Here is an 18,960-nt window from a genome sequence, read left to right on the forward strand (position 1 = left end):
TCTTTGTTTTTATTATTTTTTACCAAAATGATCTTCATAAACCAACATCAACTTATCGAAACTTTTTACATCAGGAATCAGCGGAATAATGATGATTGGAATATTATTGATATAAATTTCAGGAATATTGGTAATAATGCAATCATATTCAGCCGCAGCTTTTTCCAGATCTTCTAAAGAAGTAACATGCAATGGTGTACAAGAGAAGCGACCACGCAAATAATAAGTGATGCGCTCAGAGAGCATATCCATATACTCTAATCCCGAGTTGAATAAAAGGCAGGCTTTCATCGTTGGCGTTGAATATTCTAAACGATCAAGCAAGTTTGGCCAACGGGTAAATAAAATGGAAATAGCTTCATAAATCATATATTCCTTATAAGGATTTGAATAAAAAATAGCTTGTAAAGAATGAATCAATTCCATTGGGAAATGCCCATAAAGATTTTTGACGCCTAAAAGAAACTCCTTATTTTTATCATGAAGGATATATGTCCGGCCGTGGATTTGACAATCTAAATTGTAGAGGCGCATAAAAATATCATCAAAATGATTACATTTACAATCCATCTTTTTTTCAATTTCGTGCAGTAAATTTTCGATTTTTTGATATTTTAAATAAGCATTTCGGTCGGTTTCAATCATTTTATGTACTGTGTCAATTGAATCAACATACTGATCGCTAAAAAATAAATAGAAGAAAGCATCTAAATTAGCTGAAGATAATGGTAATTGGAATTGACAGTAAAATTCATCACAAGCATAAGTATCATTAAGAATCGGAAATTCTTTTTCTGGAATGTCATACAATTGGTTCTCGCTATTGTGTTTTAATAGATTAATGACAGTATATGTGTAAAAACGCAGACGGTTCAACAGAGAAAAATCCATGTTGTAAGATGTTTTATTAGGTTCTGCTTGCTTCACGATTTGAAGACCAAGTTGATCTAAACTAATTAATTGAGCTGGGGTTAGAAGACTTTCAGCTACACCATACTTCTCATAAAAATAGTGTTGCATAAAATTACAGATGCTTTGTGGATCACCAACTAGCTGCATTTTCTTCAAATTAATGGTGAAGCCTTCAACTTGAAGATGTTGATTCACACGCAAAACGATTCTTTTGATTGTTGAGACACTAGTGTAAAGATCGTCAGCTAAATCAATAATTGTAGAAAAGTTATGTAAGAATATTTTTTCGATTAGCTGAAATTCAACACTGTTCTTTAAGAATTTTTGATAAATACTTGTTTTGCAAAAACCGAAATTTGTTGCTAAGCGAATACCATATTTTTTTGACGTCTCGATAGTTGCTGGAACAAGTAATGCTTCTAACTCAATGATATCTGATTTTAATGTTTTTACCGGAACATTTAGAGCTTCCGATGCAATTGCAAAGGTGACCCAATCATTATCAGCTAAAAGTTCCAATAGCTCTAATTGACGTCTGGATCGAGAGGATAGGATTTCTTTCATAATATCAACACTTTCTTTTTTTATATGTTATTTTTATATTTGTTCACATAATAATGAACTAAATTTCAAACTATTACTTATTTTAACTTGAAATGATTCGTTTTGTCTATACATCAACAGATAATAACATATGTCTTTTTAAAATAATTTGAATTATATAGGTCATAATTTTCTTTTTAGTAGAAAAACATGACCTATTATGGTTATTTTTTTGTATAACATATGTAATGTTTATACAAAAATGTTTTGAATTTATTTCTATTTTTTTATAAGGAGTGAATTGGGTCAACTATGACCCTTAAGTGTCTAGAAATGACCTTTTTTTTTCTTACATGACGTTTAAACTATAGTCAAGCCGTTGGGACTTAAAGGTGAATTATTGAATGGAGGAAGATTATGAAGAAAAAGTTATTAGGATTAGCATTGATGTCAACAATTATTTTAGGGGGAACGGGTCTGTTAAATGCAGATGAAGCAAATGCCCATGGATATGTAGAGAAACCAGCAGCACGTGGTTATCAAGGTTCATTAGATAAAAATACAATTGGTTGGGGACCAGCAATGGAGAAATACGGAATGGTTATCACGAATCCGCAATCTCTAGAATTTGATAAAGGTTTTCCTCAAGCGGGACCAGCAGACGGACGTATTGCTTCTGCTCAAGGTGGTAAAGGACAAATCACTGATTTCGTAATGGATAGCACTGGCGCAAATCGCTGGACAAAGCAAGATATCAAAAGTGGGTTAAATACATTTACATGGCACTATACAGCCCCTCATAGCACAACTAAATGGCACTATTACATGACAAAAGTTGGTTGGAATCCTGAAAAACCATTAGCAAGAGCCGATTTTGATTTTCTTGGTGAAGTAAAACATGATGGTTCAGCCGCTTCAAACAATAAATCACATCAAATCGTTGTTCCAGAAAATCGTTTAGGTTACCATGTAATCTTAGCTGTTTGGGATGTTGCAGATACGGCAAATGCCTTTTATAACGTTATCGATGTAAATGTGAATGGTGGTGGTGAAATCACTCCTCCTGTTGAGGTAGCGCCAGCTAAGCCAACAAATGTAAAAACAGCAGAAGTAACAACTTCATCTCTTAAATTAACTTGGGATAAAGTTGCTAATGCAAAAGAATACAATGTTTATCGTGATGGCAAAAAAGTTGCTACAATCGGCGGCACACAATTCAATGATGCTAACTTAGCTGAAAATACAACATATTCTTACCAAGTAGAAGCAGTTGGAACAAACGGTAAAATCTCTGAAAAGAGTGCAGAAGTAAAAGCAACAACACAATCATCAGCTGTAGAAGACAACCAAAAACCAACAGCACCAACAAATGTTCACTCAATGGGTACAACTGAAAACACAGTAGACTTAATGTGGACAAAATCAACTCACTTCTTAGGTGTTAAAAACTATGAAGTATACCGTGATGGTAAAAAAGTTGCAACAACAGAAAAAACAAGTTTTAAAGATACTGGGCTAAAAGCAAATACATCATATAACTACACAGTCAAAGCAATCAGCATTGGCGGAAATGTATCAGATACAAGTGCGGTATTTTCTGTGAAAACAAAAGAAGCACCAAGTGGTCAAACTACATGGGATGCTGACAAAATTTACAACTATGGAGATAAGGTTATCTTTGACGGTTTAGAGTATGAAGCGAGATGGTGGACAAGAGGTGACCGTCCAGATCAAACTGACGTTTGGAAACTTCTTACAAATAAATCAGTTAACTGGGAATCAAACAAAGCATATAGCGGTGGAAACACAGTGACTTTCCAAGGGCAAACCTATAAAGCAAAATGGTGGACACAAGGGAACCAACCAGGAACTTCACCAGTTTGGGAAACTTTATAATAACTAATACCTGTACAACATAATAAGAAACAAGAACTACGACATAGAGCAAAAAGAATAGCCCGGCGAGATGAAATAATCTTGTCGGGCTGTTCTTTGTGTTCTTTAAGGATTACTTGCGGATTTACAACTTTTTTTCAAATGATACAAAACCTTCACTAGGTTTACAAGGCTTTTACAAAAAAATGACGGGAATTTAATAGGCTTTTGTTAAGGTTTAGTTAATCAAATGAAAGAGGTGTAAATCAAAAGAATGAAAAAAATGGCTGTCGGATTTGTTAGTTTTGTAAGTTTGGGTCTATTTGTTACGGGGTGTGCTTCTGGAAAAGCCGAGAAGTCGGATGTTTCTGTGGATGACTCATTAGAAATGATTACTGAAAAAGCGAAAAAAGAAGGCGAAGTTGCCAGTATTGGTATGCCTGATACTTGGGCCAATTGGGTTGGCACATGGAAAGATATTGAAGCAAAATATGGTATTACTCATAGTGATACAGATATGTCCAGCGCAGAAGAGTTGGCTAAATTTTATTCAGAAGGAAAAAAAGGAACGGCAGATATTGGTGATGTCGGCATTAGCTTTGGACCACTTGCTAAAAGCAAAGGGCTGACGTTACCATACAAAACAAGCTATTGGGCGGACATTCCTGATTGGGCAAAGGATAAGGATGGCGATTGGCTACTTAGTTATACAGGAACGATTTCGTTTCTTACAGATAAAGGAAATGTAGATAAAGCGCCAAAAAGTTGGAAAGAGTTAGCTGAAGGCAAGTATAAAGTGAGTATTGGCGATGTCACAACCGCAAACCAAGCGCAGTTTGCTGTATTGGCAGCAGCTGTGGCAAATGGTGGAGATGAAAAAAATATTCAACCTGGGTTAGATTATTTCAAAAGAATTACTGAAGCAGGACGGTTATCGACAGTTGATGCGAATTTGGCTAATTTAGAAAAAGGGGAGATTGCTGTAGCAGTCGTATGGGATTTCAATGGGTTGAATCACCGTGATCAAATCGACAAATCGCGCTTTGAGGTTTCAGTACCTACAGATGGCTCGATTATTAGTGGTTATACAACGATCATTAATAAAAATGCGCCCCATCCTAATGCGGCAAAATTGGCTAGAGAATATATTTTATCAGACGAAGGACAAATCAACTTAGCGAAAGGATATGCTAGACCTATTCGTAACGTTAAATTACCAGAAGACGTAGCTAAAAGATTACTGCCTGATTCAGCATATAAGTCAGCTGTGCCAGTCAAGGACAATACGGCTTGGGATAAGACCTCAGTGGAACTACCAGAATTATGGCAATCTGAGGTATTAGCTCATGCAAAATAATCAACGAGCAAAATTGATTGTGGTGATTTTAGATGGTTGTCGGTACGATACAGCCGTTGCGCAGTTAGGTTTTTTAAATCATCTAATCGAACATGATCAAGGAAGTCTGATTCAAGTTCGAGCGGAAATGCCTAGTAATTCTCGTCCGTTATATGAAGTGCTGATGACGGGAACTCCTACCTATCAAAATCATATTTATACTAATAATAGCTGCCAGCGTTCCCAACAGGTTTCTTTGTTTGACTTAGTGACTGAAAATGGCGGAACAACAGGAGCTGCAGCTTATAGTTGGTATAGTGAGTTGTACAATCAAGCGCCTTATAATAGTAAAGTAGACCGTATTCAGAATGATGAGAAAAAACTGATTCAACATGGTATTTTTTATAATGAAGATACGTATCCTGATTCTCATTTATTTGCGGATGCTCATTATTTGATCAACGAATATGAACCTGATTATGTGGTTGTTCATTCTATGAATATTGACGATACAGGTCACCGCTACACAGCGGATTCGAATGAATATCAGTGGGCGGTTAATCGGGCAGATGGTTTGTTAGGCGAATTCCTTCCAGAGTGGCTTGAAAAAGGCTATCAGATAGTTGTTACCGCAGACCACGGAATGGATGAGTTTGGTTTGCACGGTGGTAATTTATCTACTCATCGAGAGGTGCCGTTGTATTTGTTTTCTGATAAAAGGTCTATCGTTAAAGTAGAGGAAATGCAGCAGCTAGAATTGGCTCCGTTGTTTTGTTTTTTACTAGGAATTGAACCAGCTCCTAAAATGCTTAAGATCGATCATTTATTAGGAGGATGAATGGGGTGAAGAAAAGGTTATTATTGTTGCCGATGGCTTTTATTTTCATGGCGTTTTTGATTGTTCCGTTGCTTTTTATGATCATTGGTAGTCTGCAGTCAGATATAGGAAATCAATGGACCATGGCTAATTATGTAGTGGCTTTTGAAAATGCATATTATAGCCAAGCGTTTGTTAATAGTGTGCTGATTGCTATTTCATCTAGTGTGTTGGGATTGGTTGGAACATTGATTTTGTGTCTTTGTCTAACGAGTTTGTCTTCTCGCATGCAGGAATCGATCACCTTTATTTCTAATTTGGCTGCGAATTTTGCGGGGATTCCGTTAGCTTTTTCTTTTATTATTTTACTGGGAAATGTCGGTGTTTTGAAAATGATTTTGCCGATTTTAGGTGAGTTCAATCTTTATTCTTGGTTGGGATTGACGATTACTTATGTCTATTTTCAAATTCCGTTGGGTGTGTTGTTTTTATATCCAAGTATCAGGGAGGTAAAAAAAGAATGGGTTGATTCTGTAGAACTTTTGGGTGCTTCCCGTGTATATGCGTGGCGCAAAGTTGTTCTGCCGTTTTTACGTCCGTCGATAGCAAGTACGTTTGTTATCTTGTTTGCTAATGGGATGGGCACATATGAAACAGCTTATGCGCTGACTGGCAGTAATATTAATCTGCTGACAGTTCGGATTGCAGCCTTAGTTTCAGGGGATGTTTTTGCTAAACCGAATATGGGCAGTGCTTTAGCGGTGTTGTTTGGTGTGATTTTGGTTTTAGCAATGGCGCTTATTCAAAGGAAAGGGAAGGTAATGCGATAAGTGAAAAAAATAATTGTTCCAATACTCTTGGCTTGTTTTGCTATTTATTATATTTTACCTTTACTAGCGACAATTCTTTATGCCAGTTCGACGACGTGGTCAAAGTCGCTTTTGCCAGAGGGGATTACTTTAAGGTGGTTTCAACAGTTGTTACATGATCGAGCGTTTTTTGCTGCAGTAGGACGTTCGTTGTTGCTAGCTACAGTAGTCTTATTGGCAATTCTATTTATTATGGTGCCGACGATTATTTGGGTTAATTTATTCTTCCCGAAAATTAGCAGTGTTATGGAAAAATTAGTTTTATTGCCTTATGCTATTCCAGGTGTTATTTTGGTGACTGCTCTTTTACGAACGTATTCTAAAACGCCGATTTCTATGTTTATTGTTTTGGTAGGTGCATTATTTGTGATGGCTTTGCCGCTGGTTTTTTTAGGCATCACGAATCAAATGCGCTTAATCAATGTGAAGGAATTGATTGAAGCCGCATCTACATTAGGCGCGCCGATGAGGACGGTTTTATTCCAGATTCTGTTTCCTAGTATTCGTATCGGGACGACATTAGTATCGCTGATGGTTTTTTCTTCGGTGTTTGGCGAATATATGCTGACAAATCTGTTGATCGGCGGAAGGTTTGAAACGTTACGAATTTATATGCTTCGACGAATGAATGAAAATGGCCATTTGGCTAGTGCTGTGATGGTTTTGTATTTGATCTTTATGATTGTTATTGCACTAACGACGTTCTTTGTGATGAATCGACAGAAAAAACAATTGTTTCGTTTAAAGGCAAAAATAGCAGCAGATGATCTATCTTTAAGTGAAGGAGTTGTTGTCAGTAATGTTCTTGAGCATTCGTGATTTAACGTTATTTTTTGGAGAAAATCAAATATTGGCTATTGAAGATATTAGTATCAAAAAAGGTGAACTGGTAACATTATTAGGACCGAGTGGCTGTGGGAAATCTACTTTACTGCGTTGTATTACAGGGTTAGAACAGCCAAAAACAGGAAAAATAATGCTAGAAGACATGGAGATCCAAAATAAACCAACAAAAGATCGGAATATTGGCTTTGTTTTTCAAAATTATGCGTTATTTCCAACCATGTCAGTGTTTGAAAATGTCGCTTTTGGTTTGAAAGTGCAAAAGCTAAGTAAAGAGGAGATCAATCAACGGGTCTTCAAGATTCTTGATTTAGTGAATATGGTGGAACATGCTGAAAAGAATGTTCAATTATTATCGGGCGGACAAAAACAACGAGTCGCTTTAGCAAGGTCTTTAGTGACGGAGCCTAAAGTTTTATTGTTAGATGAACCTCTAAGTGCGCTTGATGCACGAATCAGAAAGCAATTGCAAAGAGATATTCGTAAAATTCAGCAAGAACTGAAAATGACGATGATTTTTGTAACACATGATCAAGAAGAGGCGATGCGAATCAGTGATCGGATTTTTGTGCTTGAGAGTGGTAAAGTGGCGCAAGTTTCGACGGCTGATTTGTTATATGAACAGCCAGAAAATCCGTTTGTTGCTGAGTTTATTGGCAACTATAATAAATTTGACTGGCAGGAGTTAGCTGTTTATACAAGGAATTTTTCAACAACGGCTAATCGGTTTAATTATTATTTAAGACCGGAATTGATCCAATTAGAACCAGGAGAAGATAGTATTGAAATTCCAGCTATCTTAAAAGAAAAAGTTGTTTTAGGTAATATTCAGCGGTATATCTTTTTAACTGATGCGAATCGTGAAGTAATTGTTGATTGTCTGAACGATGGAGTGGAACGAATAGTTCATGATGGAATTTATATAAGAAGGGAAGATATTTTAGCTGTTCCTGTGACTGATTATAAAGAAGAAGTTCAGTTAAGGGCTAAATAAGAAGGGGTCAAGATGACCGTTATTGGTGTCTTGACCTTTCCTTATCATTTAAATTAGAATGAATCAAAGATTTTGGATATGTGTATGTTTAAATTCATCGGCGTATTTAAGACCGTATCCTAATGTTCGATCCATAAAAATATGTGCTGACCAAACGATGGCAATTGGTAATAAAATTGCTGTGTGAGTAAAAAGATAAGTGAAAATCAACAGGACTGGAAAAACTAGATTATGTGCTAGGTTGTATATATTTGCGCCTAGAGCTGGATTTTTTAAGTAACCAATCATTGAGATGTCGGGCAATAAAAGAAAGACAAAGAAAAATAAAATTGGAAAACCAAAATAGATAAAAAGTGTCAGTGCTAAAAGAAAGAGTGCGCCGTTTTCTAGTTGTAAAATTGTTTTGTTTTTCATGTATGTGTCCTCCTATAGTCCGTAGTAAGAGAGCTGGTCCATCAAAGCGAATAATTCAGCTTGATTTTCTGCGTAGTTATTATTTTCAATTGTTGCCTTAAGTTTAAGCAATAAATGATAGGCTGTTTCAAAAAAAGTAATTCTTTGTTTGATATAGTCGATTTTATTGGTTAAAAATTCAGTAGAATCGTTATTGCATTGGATGGAAATCGGTTGTCTTTTTAATTCGAGTAAATAGTTGATTTCTTTGATTGAAAAATCCAATTCTTTTAACGCTAAGATGATTTTTAAATCCTGCTGATCTGTTTCTGTATAGGTGCGATAGCCATTTGTCTGTCGTTTAGGTCGAAGTAAACCGGACTTTTCGTAAAAGCGAACTGCGTCAGTAGACAGATTGAATTGCTGAGCGAATGCGGTTATATTCATTGAATACCCCTCCTTGTAGAGCAAGTGTAACATTGGATATAGATCCAAGGTCAAGAGAGAAGCAATAAGAAGGGCGTATTTTTTTTGCTATAGATAAGTAGGTAAGGTAAGATATTAACAAAGATTTTAATGGACTGAGGAGGAAAAAATGAAATTTGAGTGGCGGAAACAAGAAAAAGAACTTTATTTGCCAAAAGCAAAACCGATGGAGATCACTGTGCCGAAGCAGAAGTTTTATACAATATCGGGAGCAGGTGATCCTAACAGAGCGCAGTTTGGAGAAGAAACCGCTGCTTTATATGCAATGTCTTATGGAATTCGGATGATGCCTAAAAAAGGAATCACGCCAGAAGGGTATTTTGAGTATACGGTATATCCTTTAGAAGGGATTTGGACTTTGTCGGATGAAGCGATAGCAGCTGGCAGGGAGTTTAGCAAGGAAGATTTAGTCTATAAAATCATGATTCGTCAGCCTGATTTTGTGACAGAAGAGCTGGCATTAAGTAATTTAGAAAAAATCGCACAAACAAAACCCAATCCACATAATCCAAACGTGAAATTCGAAACGATTGAAGATGGAAAATGTGTACAAATGCTGCATGTAGGTTCTTATGATGATGAGTTTAAGACCTTTGAAGTGATGAAACAATACTGTGAAGAACATGAGTTGGTACGAACCACATTTGCACATAAAGAAATTTATCTTTCTGATCCTAGAAAAGTAGCGCCTGAAAAAATGAAAACCGTATTGCGTTATTTTGTTGAATAGGATGGAAAAACACGCAAGAGAAGACAATTTTTTCTCTTGCGTGTTTTTTTATTTGTTTAACGTGTTACTTTCCGATAAACATGTGCTTCGTAATCAGAAAGTATCATATGTTGTTCTACCGATTTTTTACTTGCTGTAGTCAAAACTTCTTCCCAGTCTGAATGATCCCAAGAATCTGGGAATGAAATCGTTGTTTTTTCTCGATCTAGTTGAACCAAAATCAACCAACTTTCTGTTTCGGTGGTACGTGTGTAACTAAAAATCGTTGGATGCTCTGGAAAAAGCAACTGGAAATTGCCATTAATAAGAGCATCATTTTGTTTTCTCAAACGAATCAAGGCTTGATAGTGATGGAAAATGCTGCTGCTTTCAAGATCTTTTTGTGCTGCGTTGATCATGCGATAGTTTTCGTTGACCTTTAGCCAAGGTTCAGTTGTTGAAAAACCTCCATGTAAAGCATCTTCCCACTGAAATGGAGTGCGGCTGTGATCTCTGGACCAGTTCACCGCAATGGCCAAAGCTTCTGCAGTCATTTTTCCTTGAGTTAGCAATGTTTGGTAAAAATGAATCGTGTCAGCTGCATTGATTTCATCGATTGAGCGAAAAGGATAATTGGTCATCCCGACTTCTTGTCCTTGGTAAATGAATGGTGTTCCTTTTAGCAAAAGTAGGACGGTAGCTAAAGCCTTAGCCGCCTCAGGAGAATCATCTCCATATACAGAAACGCTGCGAGGAGTATCGTGGTTTTCTAAATATAACGCGTTCCATCCATTATCAGACAAACTCGTTTGCCACTGATTCAAGGAATGTTTCAAGTGAGGAATGGACCCTTTTTGTTTGCCGATTTCACCAATCCGTTCGCAGTGTTCTAATTCAAAAATCATGTTGAAATAACCGTTGTCGCCTGTCCAATCACCCGCTTCTTGATGAGGCACACCGCTAGCTTCTCCCACGGTCATCACATTATACTCATTAAAAATGGCTTTTAGCTCTTTTAAATAAGATTCGGTACCAGCCACATTCATAAATGGCGCCCATTGATTATCGGTAATCTGGAAATCCCACGGTTCTTTTTGAATGTGGCTGATGGCATCAATTCGAAAACCGTCAATACCAAGATCCAACCACCAACGAATCATTTGGTAAATTTCATGGCGAACATGAGGATTTTTCCAGTTAAGATCTGGTTGTTCTTTCGCGAAAACGTGAAAGTAGGCTTGTTTTGTTTTTTCATCGTAAGTCCAAGTGGAGCCGCCAAAAAAGGATTGCCAGTTATTTGGTAGTTGTTCTTTTGTTGCATCTACCCAATGATAGTAGTCACGATAGGGATTGTCTAGAGATTTCTTTGATTCTAAAAACCAAGGATGTTGGTCGCTTGTATGGTTGATAACCAGGTCCATAATGATTTTTAAGCCAAGTTCATGGGCTTCTTTAAGCAAGTCCTGAAAATCATCCATTGTACCGAAATCTTCGTGAATTGCTTGGTAATCAGAAATATCATAGCCGTTATCGACATTTGGTGATGCGTAGATCGGGTTGATCCAAATAAAATCAATACCCAACTCTTTTAAATAAGGTAGTTTTTGGCGGATGCCGTTTAAATCACCGATGCCGTCATGATTGCTATCTTTAAAACTACGTGGATAGATTTGATAGCCAACAGCATTTTTCCACCAACTATTTTGTTCTGTGTTGTTTACTTGTTTGGTTTGAACGGCTAAATCAGGCATGTTTATTTCCTCCGATTTTTATCTTTTTTCTAAAAAAACTACTCTGAGATATTAGAGAGCTTGACTACAAAGGCTTCGTAAGGCGCCAAGGTTCTATCTGAAAGTTGGTGGTACTCTTTTTCTGTATTTGCGATAATCGTTTCGGTTGTTGTTTTATTTAATGAAAATGGTTGTGTTTGGTCTGAAAAATTACAAACGATCAGCCAGCTTTCACCTTGATAATGACGATAGTAAGCAAAAACTTCTTCTGCGGTATCTGTTACTAATTCGAAATTGCCCCAAATAATCAAGGGATGGTTTTTGCGAAGTTCAATCAGTTTTTGATACGTATAAAAGATAGAATTAGAATCGGCTAGTGCTTGTTCAACGTTGATTTCTTGATAGTTTTTGTTTACAGCGAGCCAAGGTGTGTTCGTTGTAAAGCCAGCATTTGTTGTATTGTCCCATTGCATTGGCGTGCGGGCATTGTCCCGTCCTTTAGTGTTGATTGATGTCAAGATGTCAGCTTTGCTGTAGCCTTTTTCGATCCGATCCGCATACATATTCTTGCTTTCGATATCTTCCACTTCAGAGATATCTTGAATCACACGATTAGTCATGCCGATTTCTTCCCCTTGGTAAATGTAGGGTGTCCCTTTTAGCATGTGAAGTAAAATTGCCAGCATTTTAGCGCTTTGTACACGGTAGCTGCCATCATTTCCCCAGCGTGAGACGATGCGAGGTAGATCATGATTATTCCAAAACAGTGAGTTCCAGCCTTGGTTGCCAAGCTCTGTCTGCCATTTTGAAAAGACGTTTTTTAGCTCTGGAATTTGTAAGGGACGTAGATCCCATTTGCTTTTTCCAGGTTCTTCATCTAAAGCAACATGCTCGAATTGGAATACCATAGATAATTCATTTCTTTGTGGATCAGAATATAATTTTGCAATTTCAGGTGTAGCGCCCCAAGTTTCTCCGACTGTTAGCAAGTCTTTGCCGCCAAACGTTTGAGCGTTCATTTCTTGTAAATACTCATGGAGTTTTGGGCCGTTTCCGGTAATTTTTTGGTCGGGTAATTTACCAACAAGGTCAATGACATCCATTCGGAATCCGCCGATTCCTTTATCGATCCAAAAGTTCATCATATCGTAGATGGCTTGTCGGACAGAAGGATTTTCCCAGTTTAAATCAGGCTGTTTTTGGCTGAATAAATGCAAATAATAGTCGCCAGTTGGTTCATCTAATTGCCAAGCAGAACCTAGAAAAGTTGATTCTAAATCGTTGGGCGCTTGCCCGTTGGCACCTTCACGCCACACATAAAAATCACGATAAGGGTTTTCTTTAGAGGCGCGTGATTCGATGAACCAAGGATGTTCATCGCTTGTATGGTTGACCACTAGATCCATAATGATTTTTATTTCTCGCTGTTGGGCTTCTTGGATTAGTCGATCCATATCATCCATTGTACCGAATTCTGCCATGATCTGTTCGTAATCGCTGATATCATACCCATTATCATCATTTGGAGAACGGTAAACCGGGCTGAGCCAAATGGCGCTGATTCCTAATTTTTTTAAATAGTCTAATCGCTGAATGATACCCTTTAAATCCCCAATACCGTCACCGTTACTATCTTGAAAGCTCCGTGGATAAACTTGATAAACGACGGCTTCTTGCCACCACTGCGTGTTTGTTGTCATTCTTTTCAATCCTTTCTAGCGTGTCTATCGATACAGCAAAACCATAAGGCGCAAGTTCAATTGCTTTTTCGTCTAATGTTTGTGCTCGAGTGGAAAATAAAACATGATCTTTTTCGATATATACTGGGAATTGTCCTGTGTTGAAAATGCTGCGGATCATTTGACCTTCGTATTCATAGGCGAAATCAATCAAACCAGTTTGGTCGTCTACTTCGTGCCAGCGTAATTTTCCTTCTGATAATAGTGTTTGGTGTTTTTTTCTAAAGGCGATCAAAGCTTTGACAAACTCGTACATCTCTTGATCTTGTTTTTCTGTTTCCCAAACCATGCACTTGCGGCAATCTGGATCACCTTCGCCATCCATGGCGTATTCATCTCCGTAATAAAGGCAAGGAACCCCTTTTTGTAAGTAGGTAAAGGCTAAGACTTGTTTCATTAACTCTTTATTATTGTTAGCGATCGTCAATAAACGCGGGGTGTCGTGAGAATCCAGCACATTGAACATGATTTGATTGGTTTGTTCACGGTAGAGCATCAATTGATGATTTAATTCAGAGACCATCTTGCTTAATGGGATCGTTTGGTAAACAAAATAGGAAAGTATCGCATCAGTAAAGGCGTAATTCATGACCCCGTGAAATTCATCACCTTGCAGCCAACGTTGAGAAGAGTGCCAGATCTCTCCTAGAATATAAATATCTGGTTTAGCTTCTGTACAAACATCATGGAATTTACGCCAGAAACGATGGTCCACTTCGTTGGCTACATCTAAACGCCAAGCGTCAATATCGAATTCATCGATCCAATAACGAGCAATGTCTAATAAATAATCCTGAACTTCTTTATTGGCTGTATTTAATTTAGGCATATGAGGTGTAAAGGCAAATGTATCATAAGTAATATCATCCGAAAATTCAAAATTCGCCGTTTCTGTATAAGTAACTGGGAATTTATGGATATGAAACCATTTTGCGTAGGGTGAAGCTTCACCGTTTTTTATAACATCTTGCCATTGTGGTGAAAAATCGCCCATATGATTGAAAACAGCATCTAACATCACGCGGATACCTCTTTTATGGCATTCGTCAACTAATTGCTTAAAGAGTTTTTTATCACCAAAAGCCGAATCAATCTCGAAATAATCGATCGTGTCATATTTATGATTGCTGGCAGCTTGAAAAATCGGACAGAAATAAATACCATTGATACCTAAATCAACAAGATGATCTAAGTGATCTAAAACGCCTTGTAAATCACCGCCGAAAAAGTCATCTCGTCCAGGATGTTCTTTGCTGCCCCAAGGTAGAGTACCTGTAGGGTCATTTGTCGTATCGCCATTTGCAAAGCGTTCAGGGAAAATTTGATACCAAACTGTTTCTTTCACCCATTGCGGCGCTTTGAAACGGTCTACTTCATGGAAATAAGGTAATTTGAAATAATTACTTGCTGCTTTTAAAGTGGATTCTTGATAAGGGAAAAAACCGTGATCACCATAAAATAGCACTGTTCCATCCATACCCTCTATTTTAAATGCGTAGCTTAAACGTCTGTGTGGGGCGCTTGTTTCTACTATCCAATAGTCATGAGTAGCTGTGGATAGATATTTTTCCATTGGAATAGTTGATTTGAACCATTCGCTATGTTCAAGTTGGTACGGATCGCCGTTGATTAGTGCGGCCTGTTGAATATCGCCTCTGCCGGTTCGTAAACGGATATGCATCTTGTCTGCTGTGTATAAATAAGCGAATTCGCTTTCGGGTTGATGGTGGATGGCTGCAGTGTTCATTTAAATAGTTCCTCCTGTAATCGATTCTGTCTTCTTTTTACGTTATATATTCTAAAAACCACCCATATTATGACACATAAGAAAAACGTTTTCAATGTATTTTTCGCAATCGATTGCATTTTGTTTTGTCTAGTTGCTCGTTTGCTTGATAAATAAGGGGAAAATCGCTTTAAAAAGTTATTTGGTCTGTTTGTTTTGATTGAAAAGCTATTTTCGAGGCGTTTTTTAAGAGGGAATACTTAATGAAAGCGGCTGTTACTAGCTTTTTAATCGGTATCGAAAAAATATTTTTACAATTCCTATAGATTTCACTTGACATATTACGCAAACGATTGCACAATGTAGAGGAATAGAACAGCAAAAAATTCCTAGGAGGAACAAAAGATGAAAAGAAACACGAAAAAGCTTTTGACATTAGGGGTAACAATGACAGCGGCAGCGTTTTTACTTGCAGCTTGTGGCGGAGGCTCGTCGGAAAAGAAAACTTCTGCTGGAAATGAAAACGCTTCTATAAAATTGTGGGTAGACGTAGCATTTGTCGACACATATAAACCATTAGTAGAAGAATTTGAAAAAGAACATAAAGATTGGAAGGTCACCATCAAGCCAAGTGAATCTGCAACAGCTCAGGAAAATATTAAAAAAGATCCTAGCGCAGCAGCGGATGTGTTCATGATGCCTCATGATCAACTAGGCCAAATGGTGGATGCAGGCATTATTTATGCCAATACCAAATATGAAGATAGCGTTAAAGAAAATAGCACAGAAAGTGCAGTTGAAGCAGCGACATACGATGGCAAACTTTACGGATATCCATACGGCGTTGAATCACAAATCTTGTATTACAACAAAGAAAAACTAGCTGAAAATGATGTTAAGAGTTGGGAAACATTGACAGCTAAAGGAAAATTAGGTGCCAATTTTGGTGAAGCTGGAGCAAACTATATCTTTACACCATTGTTTATGTCAAACGGTGATGAGTTATACGGAAAAACAGGCGAAGATATCAAAGGAACCAATTTCAATAATGATAAAGGAGTTCAAGTGTTGAAATGGATTCGCGCACAAAAAGATAACTCTGGCGTTATTCAATCAAATGCTGATGCACTTTCTAATTTAGGAAACGGTAAAATCGATGCTTTCTTATCTGGTCCTTGGTCTAAACTAGACGTGGAAAAAGCGTTAGGTGATAAGTTTGCAGTTGCGCCATATCCAACAGTTGATTTAGGCAGCGGAGAAGTGCAACAAAAAGCCTTCTTAGGTGTGAAATTGTTTGGTGTTAACGCATCGACGAAAAGTCCAGTTGCAGCAATGGCTTTAGCTGATTTCTTAACAAGCAAAGAAAATCAATTGACTGTTTTTGAGAAAAACGGTACAGTTCCTGCGAACAAAGAGGCTCAAACTGATGAAAAAGTGAAGTCTGATAATGTAGCAGAAGCGGTAATGACGATGAGTGATGCAGATCATTCTGTGGTAATGCCGAAGCTTCCAGCGATGGTTTCTTTCTGGGGACCAGCAGATGCTGTGATCAATGATACCTACAATGGAAAAATCGCTGAAGATCAATATTTACCAAAATTGGACAAATTAGTTCAAGATACTAGTAAATCAGACAAATAACCGATTAGAACGATAGTAAAAAAGAGAGGCTGAGTGGTAGGGCTGAAACTCAAAGAGTTTTGGTCGTATCTCTCAGGCCTCTTGATTTCAAAGAAGAACAGGAAGTGAAAAGCTATGAAGGTAAAGCCGAAAGTAGATGGGCAGATTACATTTAGAGAGCTATTTAAAAAAGGTGATACACCTACCAAACTATCTTATCTCTTTATGGGATCAGCCAATATCATGAATGGACAAATCGTCAAAGGTTTGGCATTTTTAGCGTTACAGATAGGATTTGTGGCATGGTTAGTCGTTAATGGGATCCATGCATTATCAATGCTGCAAACGTTGGGAACAAAATCTCAAGGTTGGATCATGGATGAGTCTTTAGGGATCGAGGTGCAACAACCTGGGGATAATTCGATGTTGTTATTATTATTTGGGATTGCCGCAATTATTCTTATTGTGCTTTTTATTTTTCTGTATATCGTAAATCTAAGAAGTGCGCGTAAAATTTTTGTTTTAAAACAAGAAGGACGACCATTACCGAAATTAAAAGAGGATTTAAATAGTTTATTGAATGAAAAATTCTATATTACTTTAATGAGTATTCCGTTATTAGGCGTGCTGGCATTTACGATCTTACCGTTGCTTTACATGATTTCTATTGCTTTCACTAGCTATGATCATAATCATTTACCGCCTAAAAATTTATTTCATTGGGTGGGTTTTGCTAATTTTAGTAATGTGATCACCGGTGATATTGCAGGAACCTTTTTCCCGGTACTTACTTGGACGTTGATTTGGGCAGTATTAGCGACAGCTACGACGTTTTTCTTTGGGATTTTATTAGCTTTGTTGATCAATGCTAAAGGAGTGAAAGGGAAAAAAGTTTGGCGGACGATTTTTGTGATCACGATGGCTGTTCCGCAATTTGTTAGTTTACTATTGATGGCGAATTTATTTAATGGATCTGGACCAGTCAATGCGCTTTTGCAAAATTGGGGACTGATCGATCAACCAATTCCGTTTTTAACAGATGGCTTGTTGGCGAAAATCACAGTGATCTTTGTGAATATGTGGGTTGGGATTCCAGTTACGATGTTAGTTGCAACGGGGATTATTACCAATCTACCAACAGATCAAATCGAGGCAGCTGAAATGGATGGTGCTAATAAATTTCAAGTATTTAGGAATATTACCTTCCCTCAGATTCTGTTTGTTATGGCACCGAGCTTGATCCAACAATTTATTGGAAATATCAATAACTTCAATGTGATTTTCTTGCTAACTGGCGGACAACCAGCAAATAGTAATTATCATTCTGCTGGTGAGACAGATCTTTTGGTAACGTGGTTGTATAAATTAACAGTGAACGCGGCGGATTATAATCTTGCATCGGTAATTGGGATCATTATTTTTGTTCTTTCAGCAGTGTTTTCACTGTTTGCCTATACACGAAGCAGTTCATTTAAAACGGAAGGGGCGTAAAAAGGAATATGAAATCGAAGAAAAGAAATACGTTAATTATTCACTATACGTTGTTGACGATTTTGTCGATCGTGTGGATCTTCCCGATTGTCTGGATTGTTTTAACTAGTTTTAGGAGTGAAGGCGGTGCTTTTGTGACGTACTTTATTCCGAAGCAATTTACTTTTGATAATTATAAAATGTTGTTGACTAGTACGACCTATCCGTTTGTACAGTGGTTTTTAAATACGTTGTTTGTGGCGGTTTGTAGTTGTATTTTATCGACGTTGATCACGATTGCGATGGCGTATTCATTGAGTCGTTTACGCTTTAGAGCGAGAAAACCATTTTTAAAATTGGCTTTAGTACTGAATATGTTCCCTGGGTTTATGAGCATGATCGCTGTTTATTATATTTTAAAAGCGATGAATTTGACGGGGAGTTTGTTAGCCTTGATTTTAGTTTATTCATCTGGAGCGGCTTTGGGATTTTATATTGCGAAAGGCTTCTTTGATACGATCCCAATGGCGTTGGATGAATCAGCGATGATCGATGGAGCTAGTAAGTTCGAGATTTTCACGAAAATTACTTTACCTTTAAGTAAACCGATCATTGTTTACACAGCTTTGATGGCGTTTATGGCACCGTGGATGGATTTCATTTTTGCAAAAATTATTTTAGGTGATAATGTCAATAAATATACGGTTGCGATCGGTTTGTTCACGATGCAGACGAAAGATAAGATCGATCAGTATTTTATGGCATTTACAGCAGGGTGTGTGCTGATTGCTGTGCCGATTACACTGTTGTTTATCTTTATGCAGAAGTATTATGTAGAAGGAATTACGAGTGGTTCTGTGAAAGGGTAAAGATGAAAAAAGCATTTCCATGTCGGAGA

16 protein-coding genes are annotated in these 18,960 nt (G+C 37.4%); 10 read left to right on the plus strand and 6 right to left on the minus strand.

Annotated features, from left to right (window positions below; genetic code table 11):
• Positions 1-12 precede the first annotated feature (12 nt).
• Positions 13-1,476 (minus strand): AcpB/EbpR/MafR family transcriptional regulator, encoded by a 1,464-nt coding sequence (locus JZO69_RS11635; protein WP_207113040.1) that lies wholly within the window; start codon positions 1,474-1,476, stop codon positions 13-15.
• A gap of 396 nt (positions 1,477-1,872) precedes the next feature.
• On the opposite strand from JZO69_RS11635, the gene JZO69_RS11640 reads away from it, so the two are divergent.
• From JZO69_RS11640 to JZO69_RS11665, 6 genes are all read left to right on the plus strand, one after another.
• Positions 1,873-3,351 (plus strand): lytic polysaccharide monooxygenase, encoded by a 1,479-nt coding sequence (locus JZO69_RS11640; RefSeq protein WP_207113041.1) that lies wholly within the window; start codon positions 1,873-1,875, stop codon positions 3,349-3,351.
• Positions 3,352-3,604: 253 nt separating this feature from the next.
• Positions 3,605-4,687 (plus strand): ABC transporter substrate-binding protein, encoded by a 1,083-nt coding sequence (locus tag JZO69_RS11645; RefSeq protein WP_207113042.1) that lies wholly within the window; start codon positions 3,605-3,607, stop codon positions 4,685-4,687.
• Complete coding sequence (locus JZO69_RS11650; RefSeq protein ID WP_207113043.1) at positions 4,677-5,504, plus strand: alkaline phosphatase family protein; 828 nt, start codon at positions 4,677-4,679, stop codon at positions 5,502-5,504. The genes JZO69_RS11645 and JZO69_RS11650 overlap by 11 nt, the downstream gene beginning before the upstream one ends.
• Positions 5,501-6,313, plus strand: coding sequence for an ABC transporter permease (locus JZO69_RS11655; RefSeq protein ID WP_207113044.1), 813 nt, complete (start codon positions 5,501-5,503; stop codon positions 6,311-6,313). Before JZO69_RS11650 ends, JZO69_RS11655 begins: the two co-directional genes overlap by 4 nt.
• The gene (locus JZO69_RS11660; RefSeq protein WP_207113045.1) at positions 6,314-7,171 is read left to right on the plus strand and encodes an ABC transporter permease subunit; all 858 of its coding nucleotides are present in this window, start codon (positions 6,314-6,316) and stop codon (positions 7,169-7,171) included.
• Entirely contained in the window at positions 7,152-8,189 is a 1,038-nt protein-coding gene (locus JZO69_RS11665) for an ABC transporter ATP-binding protein (protein WP_207113068.1), read from the plus strand. The genes JZO69_RS11660 and JZO69_RS11665 overlap by 20 nt, the downstream gene beginning before the upstream one ends.
• Positions 8,190-8,252: 63 nt before the next feature.
• Here the strand turns inward: JZO69_RS11665 and JZO69_RS11670 are convergent, their stop codons facing one another.
• Positions 8,253-8,603, minus strand: a complete 351-nt coding sequence (locus JZO69_RS11670) for a DUF4260 family protein (RefSeq protein ID WP_207113046.1) — start codon at positions 8,601-8,603, stop codon at positions 8,253-8,255.
• A 12-nt stretch (positions 8,604-8,615) separates the two neighbouring features.
• Entirely contained in the window at positions 8,616-9,029 is a 414-nt protein-coding gene (locus tag JZO69_RS11675) for a MerR family transcriptional regulator (RefSeq protein WP_207113047.1), read from the minus strand.
• A gap of 148 nt (positions 9,030-9,177) precedes the next feature.
• Between JZO69_RS11675 and JZO69_RS11680 the strand changes: the two genes are divergently transcribed.
• Entirely contained in the window at positions 9,178-9,798 is a 621-nt protein-coding gene (locus JZO69_RS11680; RefSeq protein WP_207113048.1) for a GyrI-like domain-containing protein, read from the plus strand.
• Between the two features lie 56 nt (positions 9,799-9,854).
• Here JZO69_RS11680 and JZO69_RS11685 read toward each other — a convergent pair whose 3' ends face one another.
• From JZO69_RS11685 to JZO69_RS11695, 3 genes are read right to left on the minus strand one after another with little or no spacing between them, the layout of a single operon-like run.
• Positions 9,855-11,528 (minus strand): alpha-glucosidase, encoded by a 1,674-nt coding sequence (locus tag JZO69_RS11685; RefSeq protein WP_207113049.1) that lies wholly within the window; start codon positions 11,526-11,528, stop codon positions 9,855-9,857.
• A 38-nt stretch (positions 11,529-11,566) separates the two neighbouring features.
• Positions 11,567-13,207, minus strand: coding sequence for a glycoside hydrolase family 13 protein (locus JZO69_RS11690; protein ID WP_207113050.1), 1,641 nt, complete (start codon positions 13,205-13,207; stop codon positions 11,567-11,569).
• Positions 13,137-14,993 carry a glycoside hydrolase family 13 protein gene (locus JZO69_RS11695; RefSeq protein ID WP_207113051.1) on the minus strand — a complete coding sequence of 619 codons (1,857 nt, stop codon included), beginning with the start codon at positions 14,991-14,993 and terminating at the stop codon, positions 13,137-13,139. Before JZO69_RS11695 ends, JZO69_RS11690 begins: the two co-directional genes overlap by 71 nt.
• Before the next feature lie 384 nt (positions 14,994-15,377).
• On the opposite strand from JZO69_RS11695, the gene JZO69_RS11700 reads away from it, so the two are divergent.
• The 3 genes from JZO69_RS11700 to JZO69_RS11710 all read left to right on the plus strand — a co-directional run bounded on the left by JZO69_RS11700 (position 15,378) and on the right by JZO69_RS11710 (position 18,931).
• Positions 15,378-16,613, plus strand: a complete 1,236-nt coding sequence (locus tag JZO69_RS11700) for an extracellular solute-binding protein (protein ID WP_207113052.1) — start codon at positions 15,378-15,380, stop codon at positions 16,611-16,613.
• Between the two features lie 114 nt (positions 16,614-16,727).
• Positions 16,728-18,083, plus strand: a complete 1,356-nt coding sequence (locus JZO69_RS11705; protein WP_207113053.1) for a carbohydrate ABC transporter permease — start codon at positions 16,728-16,730, stop codon at positions 18,081-18,083.
• Positions 18,084-18,091: 8 nt separating this feature from the next.
• Complete coding sequence (locus JZO69_RS11710) at positions 18,092-18,931, plus strand: sugar ABC transporter permease (protein ID WP_207113054.1); 840 nt, start codon at positions 18,092-18,094, stop codon at positions 18,929-18,931.
• The last annotated feature ends 29 nt before the right edge of the window (positions 18,932-18,960 follow it).

Origin of the sequence: Candidatus Enterococcus ikei (assembly GCF_017316105.1) — a bacterium.
GTDB classification, from domain to species: domain Bacteria; phylum Bacillota; class Bacilli; order Lactobacillales; family Enterococcaceae; genus Enterococcus_L; species Enterococcus_L ikei.